Origin of the sequence: Chryseobacterium sp. POE27 (genome assembly GCF_039727685.1) — a bacterium.
In the GTDB taxonomy this organism is placed as follows: domain Bacteria; phylum Bacteroidota; class Bacteroidia; order Flavobacteriales; family Weeksellaceae; genus Chryseobacterium.
Genome location: NZ_CP152475.1, coordinates 1,529,053 through 1,554,672, shown reverse-complemented (window position 1 = coordinate 1,554,672; position 25,620 = coordinate 1,529,053). Strand labels below are relative to the sequence as shown.

At 33.0% G+C, this 25,620-nt stretch carries 31 protein-coding genes, 2 tRNA genes and 1 pseudogene; 29 read left to right on the top strand and 5 right to left on the bottom strand.

Annotation, left to right across the window (positions count from 1 at the left end):
- Positions 1-108: 108 nt before the first annotated feature.
- The 17 genes from AAHI02_RS07255 to AAHI02_RS07175 all read left to right on the top strand — a co-directional run bounded on the left by AAHI02_RS07255 (position 109) and on the right by AAHI02_RS07175 (position 13,258).
- Complete coding sequence (locus tag AAHI02_RS07255) at positions 109-1,128, top strand: lipopolysaccharide biosynthesis protein (protein ID WP_346986132.1); 1,020 nt, start codon at positions 109-111, stop codon at positions 1,126-1,128.
- A complete protein-coding gene (locus tag AAHI02_RS07250) occupies positions 1,085-1,510 on the top strand; it encodes a hypothetical protein (RefSeq protein WP_346986131.1) in 426 nt (141 codons plus the stop codon). Before AAHI02_RS07255 ends, AAHI02_RS07250 begins: the two co-directional genes overlap by 44 nt.
- Positions 1,507-2,706 (top strand): EpsG family protein, encoded by a 1,200-nt coding sequence (locus tag AAHI02_RS07245; protein ID WP_346986130.1) that lies wholly within the window; start codon positions 1,507-1,509, stop codon positions 2,704-2,706. The genes AAHI02_RS07250 and AAHI02_RS07245 overlap by 4 nt, the downstream gene beginning before the upstream one ends.
- Positions 2,703-3,818, top strand: coding sequence for a glycosyltransferase (locus AAHI02_RS07240; RefSeq protein WP_346986129.1), 1,116 nt, complete (start codon positions 2,703-2,705; stop codon positions 3,816-3,818). Before AAHI02_RS07245 ends, AAHI02_RS07240 begins: the two co-directional genes overlap by 4 nt.
- Complete coding sequence (locus AAHI02_RS07235) at positions 3,796-4,368, top strand: acyltransferase (RefSeq protein WP_346986128.1); 573 nt, start codon at positions 3,796-3,798, stop codon at positions 4,366-4,368. Before AAHI02_RS07240 ends, AAHI02_RS07235 begins: the two co-directional genes overlap by 23 nt.
- Positions 4,369-4,400: 32 nt before the next feature.
- Entirely contained in the window at positions 4,401-4,778 is a 378-nt protein-coding gene (locus AAHI02_RS07230; RefSeq protein ID WP_346986127.1) for a hypothetical protein, read from the top strand.
- 5 nt (positions 4,779-4,783) lie between these two features.
- Positions 4,784-5,524, top strand: coding sequence for a glycosyltransferase family 4 protein (locus AAHI02_RS07225; RefSeq protein WP_346986126.1), 741 nt, complete (start codon positions 4,784-4,786; stop codon positions 5,522-5,524).
- Complete coding sequence (locus tag AAHI02_RS07220; protein ID WP_346986125.1) at positions 5,521-6,117, top strand: hypothetical protein; 597 nt, start codon at positions 5,521-5,523, stop codon at positions 6,115-6,117. Before AAHI02_RS07225 ends, AAHI02_RS07220 begins: the two co-directional genes overlap by 4 nt.
- Positions 6,032-6,616: a hypothetical protein gene (locus AAHI02_RS07215; RefSeq protein WP_346986124.1), complete on the top strand. Its 585-nt coding sequence runs from the start codon at positions 6,032-6,034 to the stop codon at positions 6,614-6,616. Before AAHI02_RS07220 ends, AAHI02_RS07215 begins: the two co-directional genes overlap by 86 nt.
- Before the next feature lie 251 nt (positions 6,617-6,867).
- Complete coding sequence (locus tag AAHI02_RS07210; protein WP_346986598.1) at positions 6,868-7,953, top strand: glycosyltransferase family 4 protein; 1,086 nt, start codon at positions 6,868-6,870, stop codon at positions 7,951-7,953.
- 259 nt (positions 7,954-8,212) lie between these two features.
- Positions 8,213-8,286, top strand: a tRNA-Asp gene (locus tag AAHI02_RS07205).
- Positions 8,287-8,526: 240 nt separating this feature from the next.
- Positions 8,527-9,558 (top strand): DUF4932 domain-containing protein, encoded by a 1,032-nt coding sequence (locus AAHI02_RS07200; protein WP_346986123.1) that lies wholly within the window; start codon positions 8,527-8,529, stop codon positions 9,556-9,558.
- A gap of 511 nt (positions 9,559-10,069) precedes the next feature.
- A complete protein-coding gene (locus AAHI02_RS07195; protein ID WP_346986122.1) occupies positions 10,070-10,852 on the top strand; it encodes an ABC transporter permease in 783 nt (260 codons plus the stop codon).
- The gene (locus AAHI02_RS07190) at positions 10,852-11,604 is read left to right on the top strand and encodes an ATP-binding cassette domain-containing protein (protein ID WP_346986121.1); all 753 of its coding nucleotides are present in this window, start codon (positions 10,852-10,854) and stop codon (positions 11,602-11,604) included. Before AAHI02_RS07195 ends, AAHI02_RS07190 begins: the two co-directional genes overlap by 1 nt.
- Positions 11,605-11,608: 4 nt before the next feature.
- Positions 11,609-12,607: an MlaD family protein gene (locus tag AAHI02_RS07185; protein WP_346986120.1), complete on the top strand. Its 999-nt coding sequence runs from the start codon at positions 11,609-11,611 to the stop codon at positions 12,605-12,607.
- 260 nt (positions 12,608-12,867) lie between these two features.
- The gene (locus AAHI02_RS07180) at positions 12,868-13,041 is read left to right on the top strand and encodes a hypothetical protein (RefSeq protein WP_346986119.1); all 174 of its coding nucleotides are present in this window, start codon (positions 12,868-12,870) and stop codon (positions 13,039-13,041) included.
- Entirely contained in the window at positions 13,013-13,258 is a 246-nt protein-coding gene (locus AAHI02_RS07175) for a hypothetical protein (RefSeq protein ID WP_346986118.1), read from the top strand. The genes AAHI02_RS07180 and AAHI02_RS07175 overlap by 29 nt, the downstream gene beginning before the upstream one ends.
- 27 nt (positions 13,259-13,285) lie before the next feature.
- Here AAHI02_RS07175 and AAHI02_RS07170 read toward each other — a convergent pair whose 3' ends face one another.
- A complete protein-coding gene (locus tag AAHI02_RS07170) occupies positions 13,286-13,501 on the bottom strand; it encodes a hypothetical protein (protein ID WP_346986117.1) in 216 nt (71 codons plus the stop codon).
- Positions 13,502-14,129: 628 nt separating this feature from the next.
- Here AAHI02_RS07170 and AAHI02_RS07165 point away from each other — a divergent pair.
- The 12 genes and pseudogenes from AAHI02_RS07165 to AAHI02_RS07110 all read left to right on the top strand — a co-directional run bounded on the left by AAHI02_RS07165 (position 14,130) and on the right by AAHI02_RS07110 (position 22,711).
- Positions 14,130-14,691 (top strand): annotated as a pseudogene (locus AAHI02_RS07165) (AraC family transcriptional regulator).
- An 81-nt stretch (positions 14,692-14,772) separates the two neighbouring features.
- A complete protein-coding gene (locus AAHI02_RS07160) occupies positions 14,773-15,111 on the top strand; it encodes a cupin domain-containing protein (protein ID WP_346986116.1) in 339 nt (112 codons plus the stop codon).
- Positions 15,104-15,364 (top strand): hypothetical protein, encoded by a 261-nt coding sequence (locus AAHI02_RS07155; protein WP_346986115.1) that lies wholly within the window; start codon positions 15,104-15,106, stop codon positions 15,362-15,364. Before AAHI02_RS07160 ends, AAHI02_RS07155 begins: the two co-directional genes overlap by 8 nt.
- Before the next feature lie 58 nt (positions 15,365-15,422).
- Complete coding sequence (locus AAHI02_RS07150) at positions 15,423-15,563, top strand: hypothetical protein (protein WP_346986114.1); 141 nt, start codon at positions 15,423-15,425, stop codon at positions 15,561-15,563.
- A 34-nt stretch (positions 15,564-15,597) separates the two neighbouring features.
- Complete coding sequence (locus AAHI02_RS07145) at positions 15,598-16,116, top strand: DUF1003 domain-containing protein (RefSeq protein ID WP_346986113.1); 519 nt, start codon at positions 15,598-15,600, stop codon at positions 16,114-16,116.
- 63 nt (positions 16,117-16,179) lie between these two features.
- On the top strand, positions 16,180-16,833 hold the full coding sequence (locus tag AAHI02_RS07140; protein ID WP_346986112.1) for a universal stress protein: 654 nt from the start codon (positions 16,180-16,182) through the stop codon (positions 16,831-16,833).
- On the top strand, positions 16,811-17,014 hold the full coding sequence (locus AAHI02_RS07135; RefSeq protein WP_346986111.1) for a hypothetical protein: 204 nt from the start codon (positions 16,811-16,813) through the stop codon (positions 17,012-17,014). The genes AAHI02_RS07140 and AAHI02_RS07135 overlap by 23 nt, the downstream gene beginning before the upstream one ends.
- A gap of 89 nt (positions 17,015-17,103) precedes the next feature.
- Positions 17,104-18,219, top strand: coding sequence for a hypothetical protein (locus AAHI02_RS07130; protein WP_346986110.1), 1,116 nt, complete (start codon positions 17,104-17,106; stop codon positions 18,217-18,219).
- A 719-nt stretch (positions 18,220-18,938) separates the two neighbouring features.
- Positions 18,939-19,012, top strand: a tRNA-Asp gene (locus tag AAHI02_RS07125).
- Positions 19,013-19,243: 231 nt separating this feature from the next.
- Positions 19,244-21,517 (top strand): beta-glucosidase BglX, encoded by a 2,274-nt coding sequence (gene bglX / locus AAHI02_RS07120; RefSeq protein ID WP_346986109.1) that lies wholly within the window; start codon positions 19,244-19,246, stop codon positions 21,515-21,517.
- 155 nt (positions 21,518-21,672) lie between these two features.
- Positions 21,673-22,002 carry a hypothetical protein gene (locus tag AAHI02_RS07115; protein WP_346986108.1) on the top strand — a complete coding sequence of 110 codons (330 nt, stop codon included), beginning with the start codon at positions 21,673-21,675 and terminating at the stop codon, positions 22,000-22,002.
- A gap of 67 nt (positions 22,003-22,069) precedes the next feature.
- Positions 22,070-22,711 (top strand): L,D-transpeptidase, encoded by a 642-nt coding sequence (locus AAHI02_RS07110; protein ID WP_346986107.1) that lies wholly within the window; start codon positions 22,070-22,072, stop codon positions 22,709-22,711.
- 216 nt (positions 22,712-22,927) lie between these two features.
- Here the strand turns inward: AAHI02_RS07110 and AAHI02_RS07105 are convergent, their stop codons facing one another.
- The 4 genes from AAHI02_RS07105 to AAHI02_RS07090 all read right to left on the bottom strand — a co-directional run bounded on the left by AAHI02_RS07105 (position 22,928) and on the right by AAHI02_RS07090 (position 25,529).
- Entirely contained in the window at positions 22,928-23,452 is a 525-nt protein-coding gene (locus AAHI02_RS07105) for a hypothetical protein (protein ID WP_346986106.1), read from the bottom strand.
- Position 23,453: 1 nt separating this feature from the next.
- Positions 23,454-24,521, bottom strand: a complete 1,068-nt coding sequence (locus tag AAHI02_RS07100; protein ID WP_346986105.1) for a PDZ domain-containing protein — start codon at positions 24,519-24,521, stop codon at positions 23,454-23,456.
- Positions 24,502-24,780, bottom strand: coding sequence for a hypothetical protein (locus AAHI02_RS07095; protein ID WP_346986104.1), 279 nt, complete (start codon positions 24,778-24,780; stop codon positions 24,502-24,504). Before AAHI02_RS07095 ends, AAHI02_RS07100 begins: the two co-directional genes overlap by 20 nt.
- Positions 24,781-24,890: 110 nt before the next feature.
- Positions 24,891-25,529 carry an alpha/beta hydrolase-fold protein gene (locus AAHI02_RS07090; RefSeq protein ID WP_346986103.1) on the bottom strand — a complete coding sequence of 213 codons (639 nt, stop codon included), beginning with the start codon at positions 25,527-25,529 and terminating at the stop codon, positions 24,891-24,893.
- Positions 25,530-25,620: the final 91 nt, after the last annotated feature.

The following is a 25,620-nucleotide window of genomic DNA, read 5'->3' as shown; positions in this document are numbered from 1 at the left end:
ATAACTTTGAAAATATTAAAGATTTCGTTGATGGACCATATCATGAATTAACATCAGAATTGGTTGCTTATTTCGATTTTTCTAATTGGTTAAATAGATTTAAAATTAATGAATAATTTCATAAAAGCATTTTTATCTTTTGGATTGGCAACATCGATTGAAAAATTATTGGGTTTTGTCATTCTTCCAATTTATACAAAATATTTCAATGCAACTGAATATGGTATTATTGATATGATAGGTACCATTTTGCAGGTTGCGTGTGTATTTGGTGTGTTGCAGCTGGAAACTTCTTTGCAGAGGTATTATTATGAGTATGATTCTCTCAAAAAGAGATTATTAGTTTCGAATATCTATAGTCTGATCGCTGGTTGTTCTTTGATTATAGGTTTAATTATATTTTTTATTTCCCCTTTTCTGTCTCAATGGTTTTTTAAGAGCGATGAATACGCTGTATTGATTAAAACAATAGCGATACAGCTTCCCTTAACTAATATAAGCATGCTGGGATTAGTTTTGTTGCGTTTTGAAAGACAAAATATAAAATTTTTAACAGTAATCATCACAAAAGTTGCTACTACACTCTTGTTTGTCTATATTTTTGTTGTTTATCTTAAATTAGGATTAAAAGGTGTTTTCATTGCACAAGTATGTGCAATATTTTTTTCAACATCTTTGGTTACTTTTTATATTCGTAAACAATTTGTTTATAGATTATCAAATATAATGTCCAGAAAAAATTTAAAATATGCTTTGCCTCAGTTTCCTGCAAGAGTTGGCAGTATGGTTTTGGGGCAGGCTAATCGTTTTTTTATGTTAGGATATTTATCCTTAGCAGCTATCGGTATTTATTCGGTATCGATGAAGCTTGCTTCTTCAATACAGCTGGTAAATACAGCTTTTGTGATGGCTTGGGCACCGTTTATGCATGCTCAATTTAAAAAGGTTAATAATAAGGTGGTTTTCGCCAACGTATTGCCGGTTGTAGTGGGAGTTACATTTTTGTTCGTTTGTTTGATAAGTTTATTTTCATTGGAAATGATAAAGCTACTTGCTACACAAGAATTCTATTCAGGAGCAAAGTATGTTGGGGGGATTATCTTTATTTTTTTCTCTATACATTATTAAAGAAGTTGTTGATATCGGACCTAAGATAAAAGAACAAACAAAATACTTATCTCTTAATTTTATTTTATCTGTCATTGTGAACATTGCTGCTTTATATATATTAATTCAGATTTTAGAATTAAAAGGCGTTGTTATCGCAATGATCATAACTAATTTGTTTTTAGTTGCCATCTCATGGGTTACTTCTAATAAACTGTATCCTATTCCATTTAATGTAATTAAATTTATAGTTTTGTTACTTCCGACATTATTTATAGTAGTATTGATGATGTATGCCGATATTAGTTTATTAACAAGAATACTCATTGCAATACTTGTTTGTATTTTTTTTGGAATACATCTGCTGTTTGCATATAAAAAAGTGAAGAGAATAATAAAATGATATACTTAATAGTTTTTACTTATCTGTTTATACTTTCAATATCTTTTGATTTTTTGAAAGTTAAAGGGCCTAAAAAATTTTTCTATTACTTATCAATGATTATTCTTATTCTTATTGCTGGTTTTAGGTGGAAAGTGGGAGGAGATACTTTAACTTATCAGTCGAAATTTGATGACTACATATATCCAATTTATGAATTTAATAAAATTAATTTTTTAAAAATTAATTGGGAACCAGGAATTGTAATTCTAATGTCACTTTCCAAAACTATAGTGTCAGAATTTTGGTTTTTTCAATTAATTCATGCAATATTTGTAAATGTTATATTTTTTAAATTTTTTAAAAAATATTCATATTTCAAATTTACAAGCGTTTTGTTATATTCATTTTTTCTTTATTTTTATTTTAATATGGAAATAATGAGAGAGATCTTAAGCATTTGTATATTTATTAATTTTATGTATCCACTATTGGAACAAAAAAAATATAAAAAATATTATTTCATAAATCTTTTTCTTTTACTTATCCATACATCTAGTTTAATTTTATTTTTCTTTCCTCTTTTGTGTCAACTAAAAGAAATTAATAAAAAGAACATTGTTTTATTTTTATTATTAGGCGTTCTGTTATATATGTCTCTAAATCAATTTGGTTCTATACTTTTTTCATTTGATACATTTGGTGATTTTTCAAATAAAGTGGATGGTTATTCAAAGTATAGTTTTAATATAGTTGGAATTATTTATAATGCTTTAGCTTTTTTAATATTCCCATTTTTATTAATTAAGTTTAGTGAAAGATATTATAATCATTCAGTCTTTAATAATTTATATTTTGTCTATTTTTTCATAATATTCTTATATATATTTTATTCTGGCTTTGGGAGATTTATAAATTATTTATCACCATTTATGTTGGTTTATTTTAGTAATGTAGTTTATTTATTATGGAAATTGAAGAAATTTAATAAAGTGCGTAGTGTGCTGATAATAATTATTTTGTTTTTGCCAATTTTTCATAAAAGTAGATATTATCTTACGGATACTTCAATGTACGCAAAAGATACTCGCAAATACTATTTATGGTTTCCCTATTCAAGTATTTTTAATAAAGAAGATTATTTTAAGGATAGGTTTAAAATATATAGTGGCAATATGAATGATCTATATTATAACAATAATAATTCTAAAAAATGAAGATAGCATTTTTTGTTACTGGGTTAGACAGTGGTGGTTTGGAGAATTACCTATTACGGTTTCTAAAATATAAATATCAGTCTTTTAATAAGATTGTAATTTATTGTAAAGGAGGAAAAACTGGACAGTTGGAAGAGTCATTTTTAGCTATAGAGAATTTAATTATTATTAATAGTAAGATAAGTTTTTTTAACTTTTCACATTACTATAATCTATATAAGTTCTTTAAAAATGAGAAATTCAATGTAGTATGTGATTTTACAGGTAATTTTGCGGGCATGATAATGTTAATATCGAATATTGCAAATATTGAAAATAGAATTGCTTTCTATAGAGGAGCTTCGAATCATTTTAAAAGTTCTATTTTTAAAATTGTATATAATAATTTAGTTAAGAGTTTAACTTATCGTAATGCTACTTCAATATTATCAAACTCATACTCTGCATTTAAATTCTTTTATCCAAAAGTAGTTTTAAAGAACGAAAAGAGATTTAAAGTTATATATAATGGTATTAATATTAATGAATTTGAAATAAACAAAAATGAGAATTTGAGAACTGAATTAAATTTACCCGAAAATTCTTTCGTCGTTGGGCATACAGGTAGATATAACTACGCTAAAAACCATTTAATGATTATACAAGTTGCTGAAAAATTAATACATAAATATAGTGACATCTATTTTATTTTATGTGGTAATGGAGTAAAAGAATATTTATTAAAGGAAATTGTAAAAAAAGGATTAGAAAAAAGATTTTTATTATTTGAAAATAGAAATGATATTCCTTTATTTTTAAATACAATGGATGCTTATATTTTTCCCTCAATTACAGAAGGACAGCCAAATTCTTTAATAGAGGCCATGATTACAGGCTTACCATTTGTTGCCTCAAATATAGATTCAATAAAAGAAACTGTGGGCGAAAAGTATTATACAAATCTTTGTGATCCGTCAGATGTTAACGAGTTTTCTGACAAAATAGAAAAATTATATATTGATAGAAAATCAAGAGATTTTGAATTAAAAAATTGGGCAACAAAGAAATTCAATCATATTGATCTTTTTGAGAAATTTTATAACGTCATATATGAAAAGTACAGGAAGAGATAAGTTTAAGAAAAATAGTAAAGTAATCAATTTATTTGTAAAAATTTTTAGTGCTTTACCTAAGACAGTATTAATTTTTATTTGGGATTGTATCTCTAATAAATCTCAAGTACTTTTTATAGGTATTCGATACATAATATTAAAATCTTTAATAAAAGAATGTGGAGAAAATGTGAAAATTGGGACAAATGTGCAAATTTTGGGTTGGCAAAAGTTATCGATAAGAGATAATGTAAGTATACATGCAAACTGTTATATTGATGCAAATGGTGGTATAACAATTGATAAAAATGTTTCGATAGCGCATAACTCCACAATTCTTTCATCAAATCATAGTTGGTATGATGAAAGTTTACCAATAAAATATAATCCTATAGTATTCGATGAAGTAATTATCTCTGAAGATGTATGGATAGGATGTGGTTGTAGAATACTTGCTGGAGCTAGAGTTGGAAAAAGATCAATAATTGCAGCTGGAGCAGTTGTGAATAGAAATGTTGAAACAAAATCCATAGTTGGTGGTGTGCCAGCGAAATTAATAAAGAAAATATGAATTTGTTATTTGTTCACGACCATCCATTTTATATGGAAAACGGAGTTATATATAGTGGAGGAGGACTGCCTTCTAATATTTGGTTAAATTATCTATTGAATTTTGAAAATATTTTTGTCTTAGGTAGAAGAAGTAATAATACAAAAGATAAAAAAGTTATATCATCACATGATAATGTGAATTTTCACCTGACACAAAATTATACCTCCGTTAAAGACCTTATTTTTAACATAAGTAAAATAAAAGAGGAAATTTCAACTCTTATTGAAAAAGTAGATTTAGTCTTAATCAGATTGCCAAGTGTTTTAGGGTTTATAGCAGGAGAAATAGCTTTAAAAAAAATAAAAAAATATGGATCGAGCAAGTTGGAAACGCAAATGAAGCACTTAGTAATCAAGGATCATTACTAGGGAAATTGATTGCACCATTTTTTGAGTTAGAAAATAAAAGACTTGTAAAATTGGCAAATTTTATAAGCTATGTCACAGAAAATAAATTACAGAAGGACTATCCATCGAAAAGTAATGCAGTAACAATAGGTCTTTCTGATGTTGTAATTAAGAACGTACTTAAAGCTAATGAATTAGATAGAGTACGCTTTTTTTCTGATAAAATTAAAATAGGATTAATAGGTGGTTTCGATGCTAAGTACAAGGGTCAAGATGTATTAATAAAAGCAATTAATAGTTTAGATATTGAAGTAAAGAATAAGATTGAACTATTTTTTGTAGGCAAAGGTGAGTCAGTATGGGTATTAAATATGGTGAAGGATCTCAAATTATCTGAAAATGTAAAATTTGTAGGTCCATTAAAGTCTGGAGATGAAGTTAATAATTTTTTAAAAACATTATCCTTATATATACAGCCATCCTTAACTGAAGGGATGCCTAGAGCTATTATAGAGGCAATGAGCATGGGATGCCCTGTAATAGGAAGTAATGTGGGCGGAATTCCTGATGTTGTCGATGAAAAATATATACATAGTAAAGGAGATTATAAAGAATTATCCATACACATAAAAGAATTGTTTTTTGATAGAGAAAGGCTATATAAAGAATCAAAAATGAGCTTGAGTAAGGCAGAGCCTTATTTATATGAAAATTTGTACAATAAAAGAGTCAATTTTTATAATAAAATGAATCAAATTAAAAAATGAAAAATTTTATTTTTTTAATTAATGTTTTTTTTCTTTTTACTAGTCTTTTTAGTATAAGAAACTTTTCCTGTTCAAATGTTCAAGATAAAGCTATTATTAATATTACATATGATTATAAAAAGGTAGTGAAGCTTGAGGATAAATTAAAAAAAGACTCATCAAATATCCTAAAATACTTACCTATTAATTATTCTACAAAAGGAAATATAGATTATACCGATTACTTGCAGAAAGCTTTCAATAAAAGTGAAAAAGTAATCATGCCTAATTTTCCAATAGCCATTAATTATAAAGGAATAAGTATTCCGAGTAATCGTACTATTATTTTTCAACAACAGTCAAGTTTGATTGTATTGCCTAATAGCCAATCTTCATATCAGGCTTTATTAATTTCAAATTCAAGCAACGTAAAGATTATAAATGCTAATTTAACAGGAGACAGAAATCAGCATATTGGTACTACAGGAGAATGGGGTATGGGAATCAAAATAGTGTCATCGAACAATATTGATATTATTAATTCTAATATTAAAAACTTTTGGGGGGGACGGGATATATATTGGAAGAAATGCCACTGGTGTTTCTTATTCTAGCAGAATAAATGTTTCTCAAGGAATTCTTAATAATAATAGGCGAAACGGTATTTCGATAATATCAGGCAAAGATATAATAGTAGAAAATGTAACAATAAAAAATACAAATGGGACAAATCCAATGGCCGGAATAGACTTAGAACCTAATTTGCCAGATGAATTTTTATATAATATCAATTTGAATAATATATCAACGATCAATAACAAAATTGATGGTATAAAAATAGTTTTTCATAAGCTTGTGAATTCCAGTAATATTTTAATTAATATAAATAAACACAATGATATAGGAAGTCCAAATCCTTTAACTGTTGTTGGATATGATTATGATACAAAAGCAAAGGGCATCTTGAACTATTCCAGTGCCAAATGGAATAACAATAAAAATATTAGAATACAACGTAAATTGAGTAAGGATATAGATCTCAATATACAGAAGATAGATATAAATGGAAGATTATATAATAAAAATATTAATATTTCTAATATTCAGAGATAGGAGTTAACGTTTGATTTTCAGAATGCTGTAATATAAATGAACGTTACACAATCCAATTATGTACAGTAAAATCTAATTTTCCAATTATCTTTGCTTAAAGTTTCAAATCGCATTTTATATTATATATTGCAATTAGTGGAACTCATTATTTGTATAAGTTTAAATCAAAAAACGAATTGAAAACTAAATTAATAAGGATCACCACAGTACCCATTTCCTTAAAAGTTTTATTGAAAGGACAGCATCGATTTATGTCAGAGCATTTCAAGGTGATAGGGGTCTCATCACCAGGTAAAGAACTTGATGACGTAAAAAATGATGAAGGAATCGAGATAGTTGCGATACATATGTCTCGTGAAATTACTCCTTTTAAGGATATCAGATCTTTATGGGCTACTTATAAATTATTAAAGAAAGAAAAACCTCAAATTGTTCATACCCATACTCCAAAAGCAGGTATTGTGGGGATGCTGGCAGCAAGAATGGCAAAAGTCCCGCACAGACTGCACACAGTGGCAGGCCTGCCATTAATGGAAGCTACCGGGATAAAACGTAAAGTTTTAGATTTTGTTGAAAAACTGACATATGTCTCTGCAACACAGGTTTATCCAAATTCAAAAGGACTCTATGATTATATTTTAGAGCATCAATATACAGATCAAATCAAACTGAAAGTCATTGGCAATGGTTCATCAAACGGTATCGATACTTCGTTTTTTTCACCTAAACAGGTTTCAGAAGATCATAAAGCTATTCTGAAAAAAGAATTAAATATAAAAGATACGGATTTTGTTTTTGTTTTTGTAGGACGCTTAGTGGGCGACAAAGGAATCAATGAACTGATAAAAGCCTTTTCTAATTTAAATGAAAAAGAATTTCAGCAGCAGTCAAAACTATTATTAGTAGGTCCTCTTGAACATGAACTGGATCCTTTATATCCGGATACATTAGACGAAATCGAAAAGAACCCTCATATTATCTCAGTAGGCTTTCAGAAAGATGTACGACCGTATTTTGCGATTTCTGATGCACTGGTTTTTCCGAGTTATCGGGAAGGATTTCCTAATGTGGTAATGCAGGCCGGAGCTATGGAATTGCCAAGCATAGTTTCTGATATCAATGGATGCAACGAAATTATAGTAGATAATCAAAATGGAGTAATCGTTCCAGTAAAAAATAGTGAACGGATTAGAGAAGAAATGGAGAAAATGATTTTAAACAAAGATTATTATCACGCATTAAAAATGAATGCAAGACCTATGATCGAAAGCCATTTTGAGCAATCGGTAATTTGGAATGCTATATTAAATGAGTATAAAAATTTGATCAATGAATGAAATATAGTATATATGGTCTATTATAAAAGTACTTGAGAGTAGAACTGATTTTTTTTATTGACAATCTGTATCTTACGATATCCTCACAAGAAAAGTAATGAATCTCTTTGGAAAAACTAAAAAAAAGCTATATATTTGCACCAGTTAAAATAAAGGCTTAGATTGTTTAAGAATCACTTTTATTAGTTTTCCAAAACAATAGATAGTATAAGGTCGGTAACGTATTTCTTCCGGGGATATATACCTTCTTTAAAAAATTGATCCGGTAGTTCAGCTGGTTAGAATGCCGCCCTGTCACGGCGGAGGTCGCGGGTTCGAGTCCCGTCCGGATCGCAACTATTACATCAAAATAGTACAAAACGCTTTAAAATGTATGTTTTAAAGCGTTTTTTGTTTTATAGTTGATAAGCCAGTTTACAAATGTATTTTAAGTAGCTACTTAAGACAATCTTATCCTATGTAATAAAAGCGCCATCTAAAATGTCTTTTAATAGTAGTTACTTATAAATTTTATGATTAAAAAAACATAAAATAAAAATATTTTAAAAGTATCACCTATTATAGAAAATAGCAATGAAAAAAATCTTAATCCTCTTTTTAATGATCCATATATATTCGTTTGGTCAAAAAAATATTACTGTAAAAATAGATCATAGAATTGAAGCCGTCAGTATTTTCTATACTTTGGCAACAATGGATACGTTAGATACCAAACCTACTCCATCAATTTATTACAAACAATTCAGTCAGTACTTTGCAGATTGTAAGAACCATAAATCACTGGATTGGTATAGAAATCTTAAAGTATGGGACGGCTATGATCTTTCGAGTATAGGTTTATATTTATCTGATAAATATCCATTCAAATTGAAAATCCCATACTCAAGTAGTCAATTGCGCAGCTCAGAGATCAATATTTTTTTAGAGAAATTTAATGCTTTTTATAAAGATTGTAAAGTAGATGCTTTCTTGAAAGCCCACAAGGCAGATTATGCCGAAATTGTAAAATATACTAAAGATAAAATTATTGCAAGCAACCTATTAGTTGATGCTGAAAAGTATTATAATAAACCTACCAAAGGAGAAATAATCATTTTTGTAGATATTCTAAACAACCTGGGGAGTAATGCAATTTCAATTCAAGACAAAAGTTTTAGAGGGAAAAAAATATTTAAGCTGGCCTACCTAAAAGACAACAATATTGTTCAGACAAATGATTCGAAAGTGACATTCATACCATTACCAAATGTAGTAATTCACGAAGTATCCCATTTATATCTCCGTGATTTTATTCCGCTGTATAGGCAAAGATTAATTAAGAAAAAAAATATTTTCTTAGTTACGGCAAAAGGGGAAAAGCTTAAAGAAGCAGAATGGGAAAATGAACTCGATGAATTAATTGTTAGGGTTTGTGTGTCTAAAATAATGGGTGAAAAATATGGCCCTGCAACAGAAATGAAGGAAGTTCAAAATCAGTCCATACATTTTAAATACTTTAAAGAGTTAAATTCCTTTTTTAACAATTATACTCAGCATAAGAGCAAGTATAAAAGTATATTAGATTTTTATCCGGAACTAATTAATTATTTGGAAACACTGAATTAATTAGTGGAGTATCCTTTTGTGAGAGTGATCAATTATATGTTAAGAACAAATTCCATTGCGGTTAAAAGTTAAAATTTTATCAAATTTATAATAAATAGAGTATCGTTAGTTCTTATTAAATTAAGGTTCTCAGAAACTTCCTCAAGAGAGCTAAGGTTTAAAATTTTTGCAGGTTTTGTTACATTTGAATAATTCATCTTTTATTTTTTAATTGATTAAATATTTTGTCTGTAAATTTCGTAAACCAAAACAAATTATCATTAAGGGAAAAAACTGAATTTAGAAAATAGAGAAATTCTCACAGTTTCTGAAAATCGAGAGTTATCCAATAAGACAGGGATTTAGAAGATACAAAATAATATTATTTGATGAATATAAAACAACAAGATGATATTCTAAATGACTTCATATACTTCAAATTTGATTCTTCCCATTTTTTTTAAACTAAATCATTTTTTTATGTAACATAAGCCATTTTATTAAGAGTATATTTGAGGAAGAACTAAACTTTATGTTTAAAACTTTTCTTTCATCGTCCTCAATAAAATCTTCCATCTCTGAAGTGGGAGATATAGGTCTATTTGCCGGACGTTTTTTTCGGGAAGTTTTCGTGCCGCCCTTTGAATTTAAAGAACTTATTCGGCAATGTTACAATATTGGCAACCGTTCATTGCTCTTGGTCATGGTTACAGGATTTATATTAGGTTTGGTCTTTACCCTGCAATCCCGCCCGACACTGGAGCAATTCGGTGCTGAATCCTGGATTCCATCGATGATCAGTATATCGATCATCCGTGAAATTGGACCCGTGATCATCGCCCTGATCTGTGCCGGAAGAGTAGGTTCGGGGATTGGAGCGGAGTTAGGTTCTATGCGAGTGACGGAGCAGATTGATGCCATGGAAGTTTCCGGTACCAATCCATTCAAATATTTGGTTGTCACGCGCATCGTTGCCAGCACATTAATGCTTCCACTCTTAATTATCGTAGGTGACAGCATTTCGCTTGTAGGTTCGGCTATTGTTGAAAATTTAAAGTCTGATGTTTCATTCACACTTTATTTTAATAAGGTTTTTACTTCTATAAAATTTGGTGATATTATTCCTGCGACCATAAAATCAATCTTTTTTGGTTTTGCCATAGGTTTAATAGGCTGTTATAAGGGTTATAATTGTGAGAAAGGAACTGTAGGAGTAGGCGATGCCTCCAACGCTGCGGTCGTCTATACCTCGATGTTGATCTTTATCATAGATTTCATAGCCGTATTTGTAACCGATATTATTTTTAATGTATAATGGAAACAGATCATAACATACAGGCGGTTTTAGAACTTAAAAATATCACTAAAAATTTTGGTGAGAACAATGTTTTGAAGGGGTTTAATCTAAAACTATTGGAAGGTGAAAGTTTGGTGATTATGGGAAAATCCGGCTCCGGAAAATCAGTCATGGTAAAATGTCTTGTTGGCTTAATAAAGCCGGATGGGGGAACCATTACAATCAAAGGGGAGGACATTACAAAGATGGGTCAAAGGGAACTGGATATACTTAGAACGGAAATTGGCTTTCTTTTTCAGGGAAGTGCTTTGTATGATTCAATGACTGTTAGGGAAAATTTAGAGTTTCCTCTTAGACGGAATATCGATAAAATTAAGAATTTCACAGGGACCGAAGTTTTAGTGAAAGAAGCTTTAAAAGATGTCGGTCTTTCACAAACCATCGACATGATGCCTTCTGAACTTTCAGGGGGAATGCAAAGAAGGGTTGCATTGGCGAGGGCTCTGATCCTGAAGCCTAAGATCATGATCTATGATGAACCTACAACAGGGTTAGATCCGATCACTTCAAAAGAAATTATAGAATTACTGCGAAGTATTCAACTAAAGTACAAAACATCGTCTATCATTATTACCCATGATGTAGATTGCGCCAGAGTTATCTCAAGCCGCATGATCCTTTTGGTAGACGGCACCAATTATGCCGAAGGAACTTTTCAGGAACTATCAAATTCTGACGATCCTCAGGTAAAGGCATTCTTTAAAAATTAATAGTATGGAAAACGCTACCTCAAAAAAAATAAGTGTCGGTATTTTTATTATCGTTGGGACCATACTTCTGATTACAGCACTGTATTCAGTAGGGAAAAGACAGCATCTCTTCAGCAAGAATATTCAGTTGTACGCTGTTTTTACTGATGTAAGCGGTTTACAGGTTGGAAACAATGTCCGCTATTCCGGTGTCGATGTGGGAACTGTTGGCAAAATACAGATGACAGCAGAAGGTAAAATAACGGTAGAAATGTCCGTGGATGAAAAAGCGGCTAAATTCATCAAAAAAAATGCGGTGGCAAGCATTGCTTCAGACGGGTTGGTAGGGAGTATGGTTGTCAACATTATACCAGGAGAAAACAAAACAGGAAAAATGGTCGTTTCAGGAGACTACATCCAGGTGAAGACGAAAATCACTATCGATGAAATTATGGAGACCTTTAGCAAAACCAACGAAAGTGCTGTTTTGATCACTGCTGATCTTGCTAAAATCACGCATAAGATTGTTGAGGGCAAAGGTTCTTTGGGTGCCATATTAAGTGATACTTTGCTTGAAAATGATCTGCGTTATTCCGTATCCGGAATGAAGAGAACGGCAGAAGGTGCTTCTGATGCTGTGGCCAAAGTAAATGCCATTATTTCAAAAATAAACTACGATGAGAGTGCAGCAGCAGTTCTTCTAAGTGATCCGAAATCGCGCGCACAAATTCAAAATGTTTTTTCTAATTTGGAAAAATCCAGTAAAGACATCAACAAGATCTCTCAAAGCTTGGACGATTATGTCGATGAGATCAAGTCTGGAAAAGGTTCTTTAAATTATATAACAAAAGATGAAACATTGGTGAAAAATATCGATTCGACAATCATCAGTGTGAAAGGGGCTGCGGAAAAATTAAATCAAAACATGGAAGCGCTGAAGCATAATTTTCTATTCCGTGGTTATTTCAGAAAAGCAGAACGCAAGCAGGAAAAAGAACTCAAGAAAAAAGAAATAAAACAATAATCGCTAATTCTTAACTCTATCCTTCATCTAATGAATAGTAGAGTTTTTTTTGTGATCTTCTTCAAAATTAATCATATCCTTTACCGAACCGGGTTTTTAATCGACATGTCTTTGTCGGAAAATTCATAGCACTAAACTTACAACAGATTTTCAAGACATGTGAATCAACATGGGAAAGACCTCCCCGAGATCCTAAACTGGAAATGGAAGGCAACAGACACTAAAAAATAAAATTTTAATTACAGATAAATTCAACAATAATGGAAACAGAAAGAAAAACAGGTATTTGCATGGATCATTCACATGCCCATTTGATAGAATATGGTGAACCTATGGTTACCAAAGTCGTGATCTCAAAATTCACTGATGCCGAAAGGGAGAGATCGCTGGTAAAAAGTGAAAAAAATGATGCACAAAAAAAAGCAGCACGATGATTACGAATATTACAAAGAAATAGGCAAATACATCAGAAACTATGATGATGTGTTATTGTTTGGTCCTACGGAAGCTAAAACTGAACTTCTGAATGTTTTAGAAAAAGATCATCTTTTTTCAAAAATAAAATTTGAGATAAAACATACAGATAAGATGACGGAGGGCCAGGAGCACGCCTTTGTTCGTGATCATTTTAGTGTGGAGAACTTACACTAAAAATATTAATCACATGAATCACAGATATTAAAAAAGACGATTGCGCAACTTTTTGCCAACGGAAAGGATATTCTTGCAATGGATGAAAGCAATATAACCTGTGACACGCGTTTTGAAGCATTTAATGATGGCAACTTTGGCAATATCCAATAAGCTATCTAATAATCTGGCCATCTCCTGATCTACAGATGATTTGCTAAGAGCCAAAGTGCCGTCCAGATCAAAAATAATGAGCTTTTTCATTTACTGATTTTTATCGAATGGATATCTTCAATGGAATTGATAGTTGTTGAGTCGCATAACATAGTCAGAATATTTTTCTTTTCGTCAGCATTTTTTTTAAACAGATATTCTCAATGGTCTTAAATGAAAATGAATTAAATAATTGGTTTTCTCATCATCTGACTTTTATAGAAAACACAGGCTACGATTAACTAAAATTAAGCAGTCGGCATTTGCTCATTTTTCACTGTACAAAGATTGTACTTTTTTCTGCACAGAAGTTGTATGTTTCTGTGGGAAAATAACAGATTTCACACCTTTATTTTTGACTGTAAAATGTGGATTTTTGGAAGTACCATTTTAATATCTTATATCATGTCAGCTATTTTTCACGAACATTATGTATTATCCGTGTGATGTTTTTTTTCAGCGACCATCAGTTTATCTATTTATTTGATAATAAGATATATTACAGGTTCCGAACAAAGAAAGATGAATGTTGGTGTATCTGGATAATAATAGTCTACCTTTGATAGCAACGATAAGATAATCATAAAGATCCCCGAATTTTCATTAAGGAAAAGCTTTTCTTACTATCCGTTTAATATCATAAATCATCATCATACGATGCAAATACTTAGAAATGCTTATGAAATTATACATCAAATATATGGTAAGCCTTCGCTGCAAAATGGTAGTTAAGGATGCTTTGGATAGTTTAAATATAAAATATCTGAGTATAGAGCTGGGTTTGGTAGAAACCCCTGAAAAAACAAGTGAAGAGCATAGGTTACAGCTTTCTGAGATTTTATCAAAATCAGGATTGCAGCTGCTTGATGACAAGAAAAGTATTTTAATCGAAAAAATAAAAAGTGTCATCATCGAAATGGTGCATTACGCAGATGAACTGCCAAAACAAAACTTCTCCGACTATCTCAGTGAAAAACTGGGTTATGACTATACCTATCTCGCCAATACATTTTCAGAGGTGAAAGGGATCACCATCCAGCATTACATTATTAATCACAAGATAGAAAAAGCTAAAGAATTACTGCTTTATGATGAGCTGAACCTTACAGAGATTGCTTATAAACTCAATTACAGCAGTGTTGCTCATTTGTCCAATCAGTTCAAAAAAAGTAACAGGACTAAGTCCATCATACTACAAGCAGCTAGGTCAAAAAAGAAAGCAAAATCTTGAAGATATTTAGCGTCTTCTTGTTCTTTACTGTATCAATCTAACAGAAGAAATAAGATACTTACTTTTTAACATTCATCAGAACAACTATATTATGGATAATAACGAACTCGAAAAATCAACAGCCTATATCACGGTAGAAATCATCGAATATATTCCCAATTCAGTCGTCATCAAAACGATTTTGAAAAAATCTACGGGCAATATCAGCGTGATGTCCTTTGACAGCGGCGAAGGCATAACTGAAAAAATATCGCCATTTGACACCTTTGCCCAGATTATAGAAGGTAAAGCTGAGATCGTCATTGACGGAAAATCCTTTGTTTTAGACACTGGACAATCGATCATCATTCCTGCGCATAAACCGAATGTTGTCAAAGCCAATGAACGCTTTAAAATGATCCTGACCATTATAAAAAACGGTTATGAATGATCATAACAGAACACAGGTTTTGGAAGGAGAAATCTTTGATGGTACTTCTGAAACGCAAACACAGTTTGTGGAATTATATATTCTTTCAGATGAAAAACCACAGCTTAAAGCCGGAACAAAAGATATATTATTTGTCAGTGATCTGGAATATCCCCGCAATTCAGTGATAAGACAATTAAAAAATTTTCAGGAATGGAAATTAAGATTGACCGATAAAAATTCATTACATTTTGGTATTTCATTTTTTATATGAATAGAATGAAACTCCTGTGTAACAATAATTCTGCTAATTTAAAAGTAAATCTGTTACAATGGAAACAAGTTACCTCAGTCATCAGGAAATTCGGGAAGGAGAAGAAGTGAAGGGAGAAGATCTCCGGGAAGGAATTTTCGATCTCATCAACAGAAAATTTCCTGAGTTCGGTAAAAAAAGATTTTATTTCTATCACTGAACTTAATCAGTACCGTAGATTATACCTGACCTCATTGATTGTCGAAGAAAGGGGAGAACTGGAGATCATAGATCTGGATGTCATGGATGCCATTAAAAACAATTCCATTCTTTCTGAGAATATCCAGAACGAAATCGAGGCAGATCTGACCACAGGAGAAAAGCTGGCAGACAAGGTGGCGTCTTTTGGCGGAAGCTGGTCATTTATTATTGTATTCTTCTCTTTTATCCTGATCTGGATATTCATCAATATCTTATTTATATCAACTAAGCCCTTTGATCCATATCCATTCATTTTACTGAATTTAATTCTTTCCTGTCTGGCAGCGATCCAGGCCCCCATCATTATGATGAGCCAGAACCGTCAGGAGCAAAAAGACAGAATAAGAGGCGAACACGATTACAAGATCAATCTGAAAGCCGAGCTGGAGATCAAACTTCTGAGTGAGAAAATAGACCATTTGCTGGTCAACCAAAATAAAAAACTACTGGAAATTCAGGAATTGCAGACCGATTATCTGGAAGACCTGATGAATGTCCTTAAAAAGAAATGAGCGATTCAGTTTAATTAAATTCTAAAAAATAGAATTATCAAACCATACAAATTCTAAAAAAAAGTGGAAAAAATTCTTGTTACAACGGATTTTTCGGATCATTCGAAATCCGGATTGCGGTTTGCTATTCAGTTAGCTGCCCAGAATGCCTGTCACCTTACCTTTCTCAATATCCACCATCTGCAGACGCCTTCCGCCTGGGATGCTGTGAGGATGGATGAATATGAGGATGAACAAAAGGAATTGATTCATGCTAAACTCGATCGTTTTGTAGAAGAAATATACGCTGCCATGCATATCAAGCCACAACATATCCAGTATGCTGTAGAGTTGTCTGTCTTGCCCGAATCGAGTATCTTAGAATATGCCGAGAAACATACCTATGACTACATTTGTATAAGCACCAGAGGTACGGGAATCTTCAAAAAAGTCTTGGGAACCATCACATCAAATTTGATTCATGACTCCAAAGTTCCTGTTATAGTGGTACCTCACGATTATAAACCAAGTAAAATTAGATCTTTTATCTATGCATCCGATCTTGATGATTATGAACATGAAATCATCAGGGTCGTGTCATTTGCCAGAGAACTTGGGGCTTCTGTTGAGTTGCTGAATTTCACCTCTATGTCTTTGAAGGAAGAAAACAGAAAGATTGTAGAAAAAAAGGATAGAACAAATAGCAAACTATCCTGTGAGTATCTATATCAGCGATAAAAGGGAAGAGGATGACCTGATCAAAGCTATAGAATCTGCTGTTCAAAAAGTGGAACCTTCCGTATTGGTCATGTTTACACAACAAAACAGAAACTGGTTTGAGAATATATTCTATACCGGCAATTCAGAAGAGTATTCATTTCACACCAAAGTTCCTTTGTTGGTGTTTAGAAAACTATAGATAATTTTTCACTAAAAGGAAACTTAAAAAATGTCGAATGACAGTTTTTAAATTTAAATAAACGGGTTTGAAAAGATTAATGAACTGTTATGGATAGGAGAAATTTTATAAAGTATACCACTGCAACAATTGTTATTGCTGGTACCACTTATTATTTGACGAGTGATACATCCAATTTTGAAAGAGCCGATCTGGAAACAGATCTAAAAACTAAAATCCCGATGCAAAGTGATGAAAAGGAGATTTTGATCCTGGCATCACTCGCTCCCAGTGGTCACAATACACAACCTTGGTTTGTCAAATATCACGAACCTTTCCATTGGACTGTTTGTAATGACAGGACGAGATGGCTTGATGGCGTGGATCCGACACAACGCGAAACCATTCTATCAATTGGGGCTTTTCTTCAAAATTTAGAATATGCAGCCAATAATTTAGGGTACAGCTGTGCATTCGACATACTGGCGTCGAGTAATGAGGATGAAGAAATTGTAACCGTAAAATTATTCAGATCATTATTTATTCAAAAATTTGACATTAAAAAAATACAGGACAGAAGAACACTGAGATCGAATTATCTGAATGACATTATTAACAAGAAAGATCTGGACTATTTATTAGAAAATGAAACCGACTTTATAACATACTTCCCCAATACATCAAAGGGGCATTTGTATTTAAATCAGCAAACCATAGAGGCCAACAGAATACAATCCTATCGGGATGCTGCCCAAAATGAATTAGCAGATTGGATACGATTTTCCAATGAAGATGTAGAAAAATACAGGGACGGGCTTACGCCTGCGAGTATGGAAATTGAAGGATTTTCAGGCTGGATTGTTCGTAATTTTTATGATAAGCAAAACGTAATGAAGCAGGATTTTAGGGAAAAGAGTATTGCTAAAGTTGTAGAACAGGTTTCGCAATCTGCAGGCTGGCTGGTGATCTCAAGTCCTGATCATTCGGTATTATCATTATTAGAGGCGGGCAGAAGACTACAGCGCGTCTGGTTGAAAGCCCGTGACAGAAAGATTGCTATTCATCCGATGACGCAGATCTTGGAAGAAGAAAAAACGAGGCTGGCGGTTAATTACGCCATTGGTATTAAAGAAAGTATTCAATTCTTACTGAGGGTCGGGTATATTGAAAATTATCCCGATCCGGTCACGCTCCGACGTCCCATTAACTGGTTTATTAGAAACTGATATTAAAAAATAAAATGATAAGATAACGTTATGAAAAACACAGTCCACTTCATCCATATTTCACTTCTCCTGTTTCTGGGAATAAGCGCGATTTGTGGTGGTGGAGCATTGATCATTTGTGGTTATGATTTTGGATTCTTTTTTTATTGAAATCAGATTAAACCTGTCCAAAACAAATATTTGAACAGGTTAAAACAATGATTGTTATAATTTTCATGGTTGGTTATTTAAACCTTTAATTTAAGGAAATAATATCCGATTTCATCCCATTGATTTGGTATAATGATGTTTGACTAAGAATTTTAAATTATGGTGGCAATATACTTGATTGCACCAAAATTTAATTTTACTTATAAATTAATGCAATGAATGGGATTATAAAATAAGTAATGTTTTAATTTTTTCATGCCGTTTATGGCCACTTTTATTAAAGCGAACATTATTGTAGAAATAAAAATAGAGAGAGTGATTTTTGTCTTTGATAGTCTGTGTTTTAGTAAAAATTTGTAGTCAAAAGGAGTCTTTTTTTTTGGAAAAACTAAAAAAAAGACATATATTTGCACCAGTAAAAACAAACGCTCTTGATCTTGTTTAAAAAAAGTGACCTATTTAGTTACCTAAAAACAAGAGAACGACATAAAGCCTATGGATAGGGAGTTTTTCTAATAAGAACAAGTCCCGTCCGGATCGCTGAAGTTTCATCAGTTTGTTTAAAAATTGATCCGGTAGTTCAGCTGGTTAGAATGCCGCCCTGTCACGGCGGAGGTCGCGGGTTCGAGTCCCGTCCGGATCGCTGAAAATGGTCAGACCTGTATTGTAATAATGCAGGTCTTTTTTATTTCTAATCTTCAGTAAATTTTTAATTCCAAATCAGACAGGCCTTGAATGTTGACCAGAACTTACTTGTGGGTCTTCTTATTCTTATTGTTTCCACACTTACATTTTAAATTTTCCTTAAATTTATCATCTATTGTTTTTTACAGAAATTTTATGGAAGTTATATGTCATATTTAAACATTCAATAATGAAAAAAATAAAAATTATCCTGTTCTCATTAACTGCTGTTTTAGTCGCTGCTCAAAGCAATTCAAAAAGAGATGGCTTTATAAAAAGCCTTATGGACAAAATGACTCTGGAAGAAAAAATAGGTCAGCTCAATCTCATTTCGCCGCCGGGAGACGTGAAAACTGGCGCAGCAGTAAGCGCTGATGCAGAGCAATATATTAAAGAAGGAAAGCTGGGTGCTGTTCTCAATATGACAACATTAAGCCGGATAAAGAAAACACAGGAAATTGCGGTAAACGAATCTCGGCTTAAAATTCCACTTATTTTCGGGCTGGATGTGATTCATGGCTACAAAACGGGATTTCCTATTCCTTTGGCATTATCAGCATCATGGAAACCGGCACTAGTTCAGAAAGCGGCCTTTATTGCAGCAAAGGAAGCTTCTGCGGATGGAATTAACTGGACGTATTCTCCAATGGCAGACATCAGCCGGGATCCGCGGTGGGGAAGAGTAGCTGAAGGTGCGGGCGAAGATCCGTTTCTTGCTTCCAGAATCACGGAAGCTTTTGTTAAGGGGTATCAGGGAGATGATTTGTCGAAGAACTATACCATCCTGGCCTGCCTTAAACATTTTGCATTATACGGAGCTGCTGAAGCAGGAAGGGATTATAATTCTGTGGACATGAGCAAAAACCGTATGTACAATGAATATTTTCCTCCTTATAAAGCGGCAATAGACGCCGGGGCTGCTACAGTAATGACTTCATTCAATGATATCAATGGGGTGCCTGCTACGGCCAACAAATGGCTGCTTACAGATGTACTACGAAAGGAGTGGGGATTTAAAGGATTTGTAGTGACTGATTTTACTGCAATTAAAGAACTTAAGGCACATGGGCTGGGAGATGAGCAAAAAGTTGCAGCCAGAGCTTTAAAAGCCGGAACCGATATGGATATGGTAGGGGAAGATTACCTTAAAACATTAAAAAAATCAGTTCAGGAAAATATAGTCTCTGAGGAAGAAGTAAACAAGGCCTGCCAAAGAGTTTTGGAAATGAAATATAATTTAGGATTATTTGATGATCCATACCGTTATTTGGATGAGAAAAGATTAAAAACAGATATTCTTACTCCCGAAAACAGAAAAACAGCCAGAGAAATTGCTTCCCAGACTTTTGTGCTGATGAAAAATAATAATCAGGCTTTACCTTTAAAGAAAACAGATAAGATTGCTTTCATCGGGCCATTGCTTGATGATAAAGCAAATATGCCGGGAACATGGTCTGTTGTGGTAGATTATAAGGAATCAGTTACCTTAAAAAATGCACTGGAGGAGCTTTCAGAGAAAAAGAACTTTTCGTATGCAAGAGGATGCAATATTACCGAAAATCGTAATCTCGAAAAGAATTCATTTATAGAATTTACGAAAGAGCAGCCCAGAATATCAGCAGAAATTCTTTTAAAGGAAGCTCTGGAAAAGGCAAAAACTGCTGATAAAATCGTTCTTGTATTAGGCGAGGCTTCGGAAATGACAGGTGAATCTTCCAGCAAAACAGACATCCGTTTTCCTGAAAATCAACTGTTGTTACTTAAGGAGATGAAAAGATTAAATAAACCTGTCATCGTTGTATTGTTTACGGGAAGGCCTTTAGATCTGTCGCAGATGATTGATATTCCGGATTCCGTTATCAACGTTTGGTTTCCGGGGATTGAAGCAGGACATGCTATTGCGGATGTGCTGTTTGGAAGTGTAAATCCTTCGGGAAAACTTCCGATGACTTTCCCACGTTCCGCAGGACAGATTCCGATTTATTATAATCATAAAAATACAGGTCGACCGTTGGAATTCAATGACGGTCGGTTTGAGAAATATAAATCTAATTATCTTGATGAAAGTAATGATCCCTTATTTCCTTTTGGGTTCGGATTGAGCTATACACATTTTAAATATGGAAATCTACAGCTTTCCAACAATCAATTAAAAGGAAATGAAACTTTAAAAGTAAGCATTGATATTACCAATTCAGGACATTATGATGGCGAAGAGGTGGTACAGCTTTATATTCGTGATAAAGTGGCCAGTATTACCCGACCGGTAAAAGAGCTTAAAGGATTTGAAAAGATTTTTATTAAGACAGGAGAAACAAAAAATATAGTTTTTAATATTACGCCTGAACTGTTGAAATTTTATAATGAAGACCTTGTTTTTGATTGGGAAGAAGGTGAATTTGAAATAATGATAGGTGCAGATTCCCAGAATTTAAAATCCAAAACAGTAATGTGGAGTAAATAGTTTTTTAATTTTTAACAAATACATAAAATATTTAAGTAATCACCGTATTGTAAGTATCCCCGGGTTTTTACGGTATTTTATGTATTGATTTTTATTATTCGGATTTAGGTCTGATATTTGTACTGAGTAGCAAAACTATTCCGGTAATTTTATTTATGAAAAACATATCTGTAAAAAAATCATTTCTCTACACATTATTTATCGCTTTAACACTGGTTTCCTGTAAAAAGGACATTGAGAAAATAAGTGACAAAATCGATGATACAGTTTCATCTGTTACGGAAAATTCTGAAGAAAAAGATTCTTCAACAATAGAAAAAGATTCTGTAGTTCAAAAGGAATCACTGCCGCCTGCCGTTCAGGAATATGGCTTCTATAATGCCTATATTTTTCCTAAAGATAAAAAAAGTCAGAGACTCTCTGTTTGCTTCATTCAACAAAAAATTTACGGAGAAAGAACGCTATGCAATTCTGGCTCTAAATAGGCTTGATTCCAAAAACAAATGGAACGCAGATACCTTGGTGGTTCCTGCCAAAATTGATACTACATTAATGGAATATTCACCATTTCCCATGCAGATTGATGTGCTGAGTCCTGTAAAAAAATTCGTTGTATTCTCATATCCTATCCAGGCATATGGAGTTTATTCAAACGGAACTTTGGTTAAATGGGGCCCGACAAGTATGGGTAAAAAATCTGCTAAAACAAAAACCGGACTTACTTTTGCAAACTGGAAAAAGCAGCTCGCTATTTCCACGGTAAGCAGCGAATGGAAGTTGCCGTATAATTTCAATATTTTTAACCTTGACGGGATAGGATGGCATCAGTATGATCTTCCGGGATATCCTGCCTCACATTCTTGCTTACGATTGCTCATGAATGATGCAAAATGGCTTTACGGCTACGCTGATACATGGGTTTTGAATCCGGGAGGAGCGACTACGAAAGCAAAAGGAACACCCGTGCTGGTATATGGAGATTATCCGTGGGGAAAACGTAAGCCATGGAGGAAATTATTGAATGACCCGAATTCCAACAACGTTTCTGTCGAACAGATGACCCAAATGATTGAACCGAATATCCAGAAAATCCTGAAAGAACAGGACAACAGAGAAAGGGTGGTAGATTCTATCAAAGCGGCAAAAGCTGTTGTAGAACAAATGCCACAGACCACAAAAACGGTTGAACCTTAAATAAACTCTGATTAAATTTTTACTCAATTATTTTCAGCATCAGGAGTTGATGCTTTGAAGTATTATAAAAGGTGCGCAGGTTTTACCCAAAACCTGCGCACCTTTTGATCAAAACCTAAGCACCTTTCACCTAAAACCTGCGCAGCTTTTTTTATGGATGCTGGGAGCATTATTTCTATAAGGTTTTCTTATTGCTTCAGATTTCAGTTTTAACTATTAATTTATCTTTTCAAATTGCAAAGTAGATTCTTCTGCAAATCTTCTGAGCTTCAGCATTTCATCTTTAGCTTTATGTTGCCCGAATCTCGCCGCGGCATAGGTAATCGCTATACAAAAAAGCATGGCAAAGGAAGCGTTGAGTGCCCACGGAAAATCATGACTCTTAATCTGTTTTTCAACATAATACATAGAGAAAAATACCATCCAGAGTATAGAAAAGGAGAAATAAAGAAACATAAAAAATGTCCATACCGCAGAACTGGGTCCGAAAATACCTCGTATTGCGATCTGGTCATCTTCGATCTCTATCCGCAGAGAAAGTCTTGGTTTCCAGTATCCTTCATATTCGGTTTCTACACAAATGGTAGCAACCTCTTTATTAATGTTTCCGGAAAACTCATCTTTATGCTCTGCAAGATATTTCTTGAGATTTTCTGCATACTCCTCTTTGGTAAGATGCGTGAACATCTTAAACCTTGGTCTTGTTCTTATTTTGTCGAGTGTTGTTTCTTCTGTATTCATATTATTCTTGATAAGGGATAGGGTCTTCCAAAGTAAACCGTAGAGACATCTGCCTGTTTTTTCTTTCAATAAGCATTTCTATGGTTCTTCCTTCTTCAGATTTCATAAGTTCCATTATTTTCTGTAAAGTCATATCAGCAGTTTTCTTGCCATTAATGCTGATCAGCCGGTCATCTTTCTGCAATCCGGCTTTTGCTCCGGGAGAATCTTTACGTACGCCGGCAATTGAAAATATAGGCTTTAAAATAAAATTGTACTGCAGGTTATTATTTAATACCTCAACTCCTCCGGATAAATTGCCCTGGTTTTTAGCCGGAAGATTCACCATGTCTTTGGTCCATTCCATCCCGTCCTGTTTGAAATCCAGTCCGCTCATATTGAAATGAAAAGGATCGTCATAATTCCTGTTTTTTCTTATATATATTTTTTCGTGAGGATAATCAAAAACCACCGTAAAACGTCGCATAATGTCTCCGCCTAAAGATCCTTTTCTGTTTTCAACAAGATTAACATGCTGGATAGAATACTCGTCAGGCATTGCTGTGAGCGGCTTTTCAAATCTGAAATTACCTAAATAAAAGTTATGAATTCTGCTTCTCTTGCCATAAATGTCGCCATTAAAACCTCTTCCGAGAAAATCATCAATATTCGGACGGTTATAAACGAAGTCTTTAATAAGTTTAGGAAAGAGCCATATCGGGTCGCTGTTTCCGAGGTCAATAAGCAGCTTTGAACTTTTTCGTTCGTTCGTCATTTCCACGTCAGCAATAATGTAAGGCTTACTTTTTTCAATGCTTATATCAAGTTCGCTGAAATTCTTAACCTTTTTTCTGAACAAATTTTCGTCGTTATAAATGATGATCTTTTTTGAAGTATAGTCGATCAGGACAGGGTGGTTCTTGAAAAAATGATAGCCAATAATGCCGTTAACAGGAATTCCGACGTGGGAAGAGATATTAAAATCCTGATCGGTAATAATAAATATCGTCATGGAATCATTCACATAATTCTTGCCTATCTTTCCAATATTATCGTCAGATCGGAAGCCATCAATACTTTTTTTCGCCACCTAGCCCGGAAAATTTTATTTTTTCAACATTGGTAAGTTTTACTTCTTTGTTTTCGAGACTGAAAATGGATGTTTCCGCGACACCCGTATCCAGTAAAAAGGTGAGATCGGCACCGTTAATATTTACCGGAATAAATATTAAATTATTGATGAGTTTAAAGGGAATCACCGTTTTTTTTCTTTCCTGAACTTTAAAGGAATTTTGGGCATTCGTGAAAATACCAAAGAAAAATATCCAGAGAAAGTAGTTCAGTTTCATGTATTGAATTTACTCATTTTATCTTTATAAAATGAAAAAAGCATTCTCTGTTTCAAGAATGCTTGTCTATTTTTTAATGAATAAATAAAATATCTGAACTTTTATAAATCTTATTTTGAAAAGAATTCCATCAGATCCATATAATTTTTCTGGTTCACGCCGTGTCCGCTCATGTATTCTCTGAAACTAAAATAACAGCTGAGGTCATACAGCAGATCAGCTGCTTTTCTTCCCCATTCAATGGGAATCACCGCATCATCGGTACCGTGAGAAATGAAGAAGCGCAGTTTTTCAAGTTTTTTCTTGTCTTTTACAATGCCAGTTAATAATTTTTCTTCAGGATAACTGCTCAGGCACGCTACTAAATTAAACATTTCAGGATATTTAAGAGCAAGGGTATAGCATAGAATTCCACCCTGGCTGAAGCCGCAAAGATGGGTTTTCCCTTCCGTAATGCCATAATGATTGATGATTTTAAGAATGCTTTCCAAAACACTGTTTAGTGATTCTGTAGCCTGTTCGGTGTCCACAAAACGGTCAGGATTGTTAAAATCGATATCATACCAGGAATATCCTTCAAACTGTGTTGCTCTTGGTGCCCGGAAACTTACGATAATCCAGTCTTCAGGAAGCGTTTCCCTAAAGCTGAAAAGATCCTGCTCATTACTTCCGTATCCGTGAAGCATAAAAAGAACAGAGGTTTGTGGAGTGATATTTTCAGGTTCTCTTACGATGTAATCTAAATTCATGAAGCAAAGATAATTAATAAAGATTTATACTATAAAAATAACGCCATCTGAAATCTTATGACAATATGTCTTGCTGAATCAATTAATATCA

Excerpts from the sequence above, each read along its gene's own strand:
- AAHI02_RS07255 (WP_346986132.1), top strand. The coding sequence starts at position 109 with ATGAATAATTTCATAAAAGCATTTTTATCTTTTGGATTGGCAACATCG.
- AAHI02_RS07250 (WP_346986131.1), top strand. The coding sequence starts at position 1,085 with ATGTTGGGGGGATTATCTTTATTTTTTTCTCTATACATTATTAAAGAA.
- AAHI02_RS07245 (WP_346986130.1), top strand. The coding sequence starts at position 1,507 with ATGATATACTTAATAGTTTTTACTTATCTGTTTATACTTTCAATATCT.
- AAHI02_RS07240 (WP_346986129.1), top strand. The coding sequence starts at position 2,703 with ATGAAGATAGCATTTTTTGTTACTGGGTTAGACAGTGGTGGTTTGGAG.
- AAHI02_RS07235 (WP_346986128.1), top strand. The coding sequence starts at position 3,796 with ATGAAAAGTACAGGAAGAGATAAGTTTAAGAAAAATAGTAAAGTAATC.
- AAHI02_RS07230 (WP_346986127.1), top strand. The coding sequence starts at position 4,401 with ATGGAAAACGGAGTTATATATAGTGGAGGAGGACTGCCTTCTAATATT.
- AAHI02_RS07220 (WP_346986125.1), top strand. The coding sequence starts at position 5,521 with ATGAAAAATTTTATTTTTTTAATTAATGTTTTTTTTCTTTTTACTAGT.
- AAHI02_RS07210 (WP_346986598.1), top strand. The coding sequence starts at position 6,868 with ATGTCAGAGCATTTCAAGGTGATAGGGGTCTCATCACCAGGTAAAGAA.
- AAHI02_RS07200 (WP_346986123.1), top strand. The coding sequence starts at position 8,527 with ATGAAAAAAATCTTAATCCTCTTTTTAATGATCCATATATATTCGTTT.
- AAHI02_RS07195 (WP_346986122.1), top strand. The coding sequence starts at position 10,070 with ATGTTTAAAACTTTTCTTTCATCGTCCTCAATAAAATCTTCCATCTCT.
- AAHI02_RS07190 (WP_346986121.1), top strand. The coding sequence starts at position 10,852 with ATGGAAACAGATCATAACATACAGGCGGTTTTAGAACTTAAAAATATC.
- AAHI02_RS07185 (WP_346986120.1), top strand. The coding sequence starts at position 11,609 with ATGGAAAACGCTACCTCAAAAAAAATAAGTGTCGGTATTTTTATTATC.
- AAHI02_RS07180 (WP_346986119.1), top strand. The coding sequence starts at position 12,868 with ATGGAAACAGAAAGAAAAACAGGTATTTGCATGGATCATTCACATGCC.
- AAHI02_RS07175 (WP_346986118.1), top strand. The coding sequence starts at position 13,013 with ATGATGCACAAAAAAAAGCAGCACGATGATTACGAATATTACAAAGAA.
- AAHI02_RS07170 (WP_346986117.1), bottom strand. The coding sequence starts at position 13,501 with ATGAAAAAGCTCATTATTTTTGATCTGGACGGCACTTTGGCTCTTAGC.
- AAHI02_RS07160 (WP_346986116.1), top strand. The coding sequence starts at position 14,773 with ATGGATAATAACGAACTCGAAAAATCAACAGCCTATATCACGGTAGAA.
- AAHI02_RS07155 (WP_346986115.1), top strand. The coding sequence starts at position 15,104 with ATGAATGATCATAACAGAACACAGGTTTTGGAAGGAGAAATCTTTGAT.
- AAHI02_RS07150 (WP_346986114.1), top strand. The coding sequence starts at position 15,423 with ATGGAAACAAGTTACCTCAGTCATCAGGAAATTCGGGAAGGAGAAGAA.
- AAHI02_RS07130 (WP_346986110.1), top strand. The coding sequence starts at position 17,104 with ATGGATAGGAGAAATTTTATAAAGTATACCACTGCAACAATTGTTATT.
- bglX (WP_346986109.1), top strand. The coding sequence starts at position 19,244 with ATGAAAAAAATAAAAATTATCCTGTTCTCATTAACTGCTGTTTTAGTC.
- AAHI02_RS07115 (WP_346986108.1), top strand. The coding sequence starts at position 21,673 with ATGAAAAACATATCTGTAAAAAAATCATTTCTCTACACATTATTTATC.
- AAHI02_RS07110 (WP_346986107.1), top strand. The coding sequence starts at position 22,070 with ATGGAATATTCACCATTTCCCATGCAGATTGATGTGCTGAGTCCTGTA.
- AAHI02_RS07105 (WP_346986106.1), bottom strand. The coding sequence starts at position 23,452 with ATGAATACAGAAGAAACAACACTCGACAAAATAAGAACAAGACCAAGG.
- AAHI02_RS07095 (WP_346986104.1), bottom strand. The coding sequence starts at position 24,780 with ATGAAACTGAACTACTTTCTCTGGATATTTTTCTTTGGTATTTTCACG.
- AAHI02_RS07090 (WP_346986103.1), bottom strand. The coding sequence starts at position 25,529 with ATGAATTTAGATTACATCGTAAGAGAACCTGAAAATATCACTCCACAA.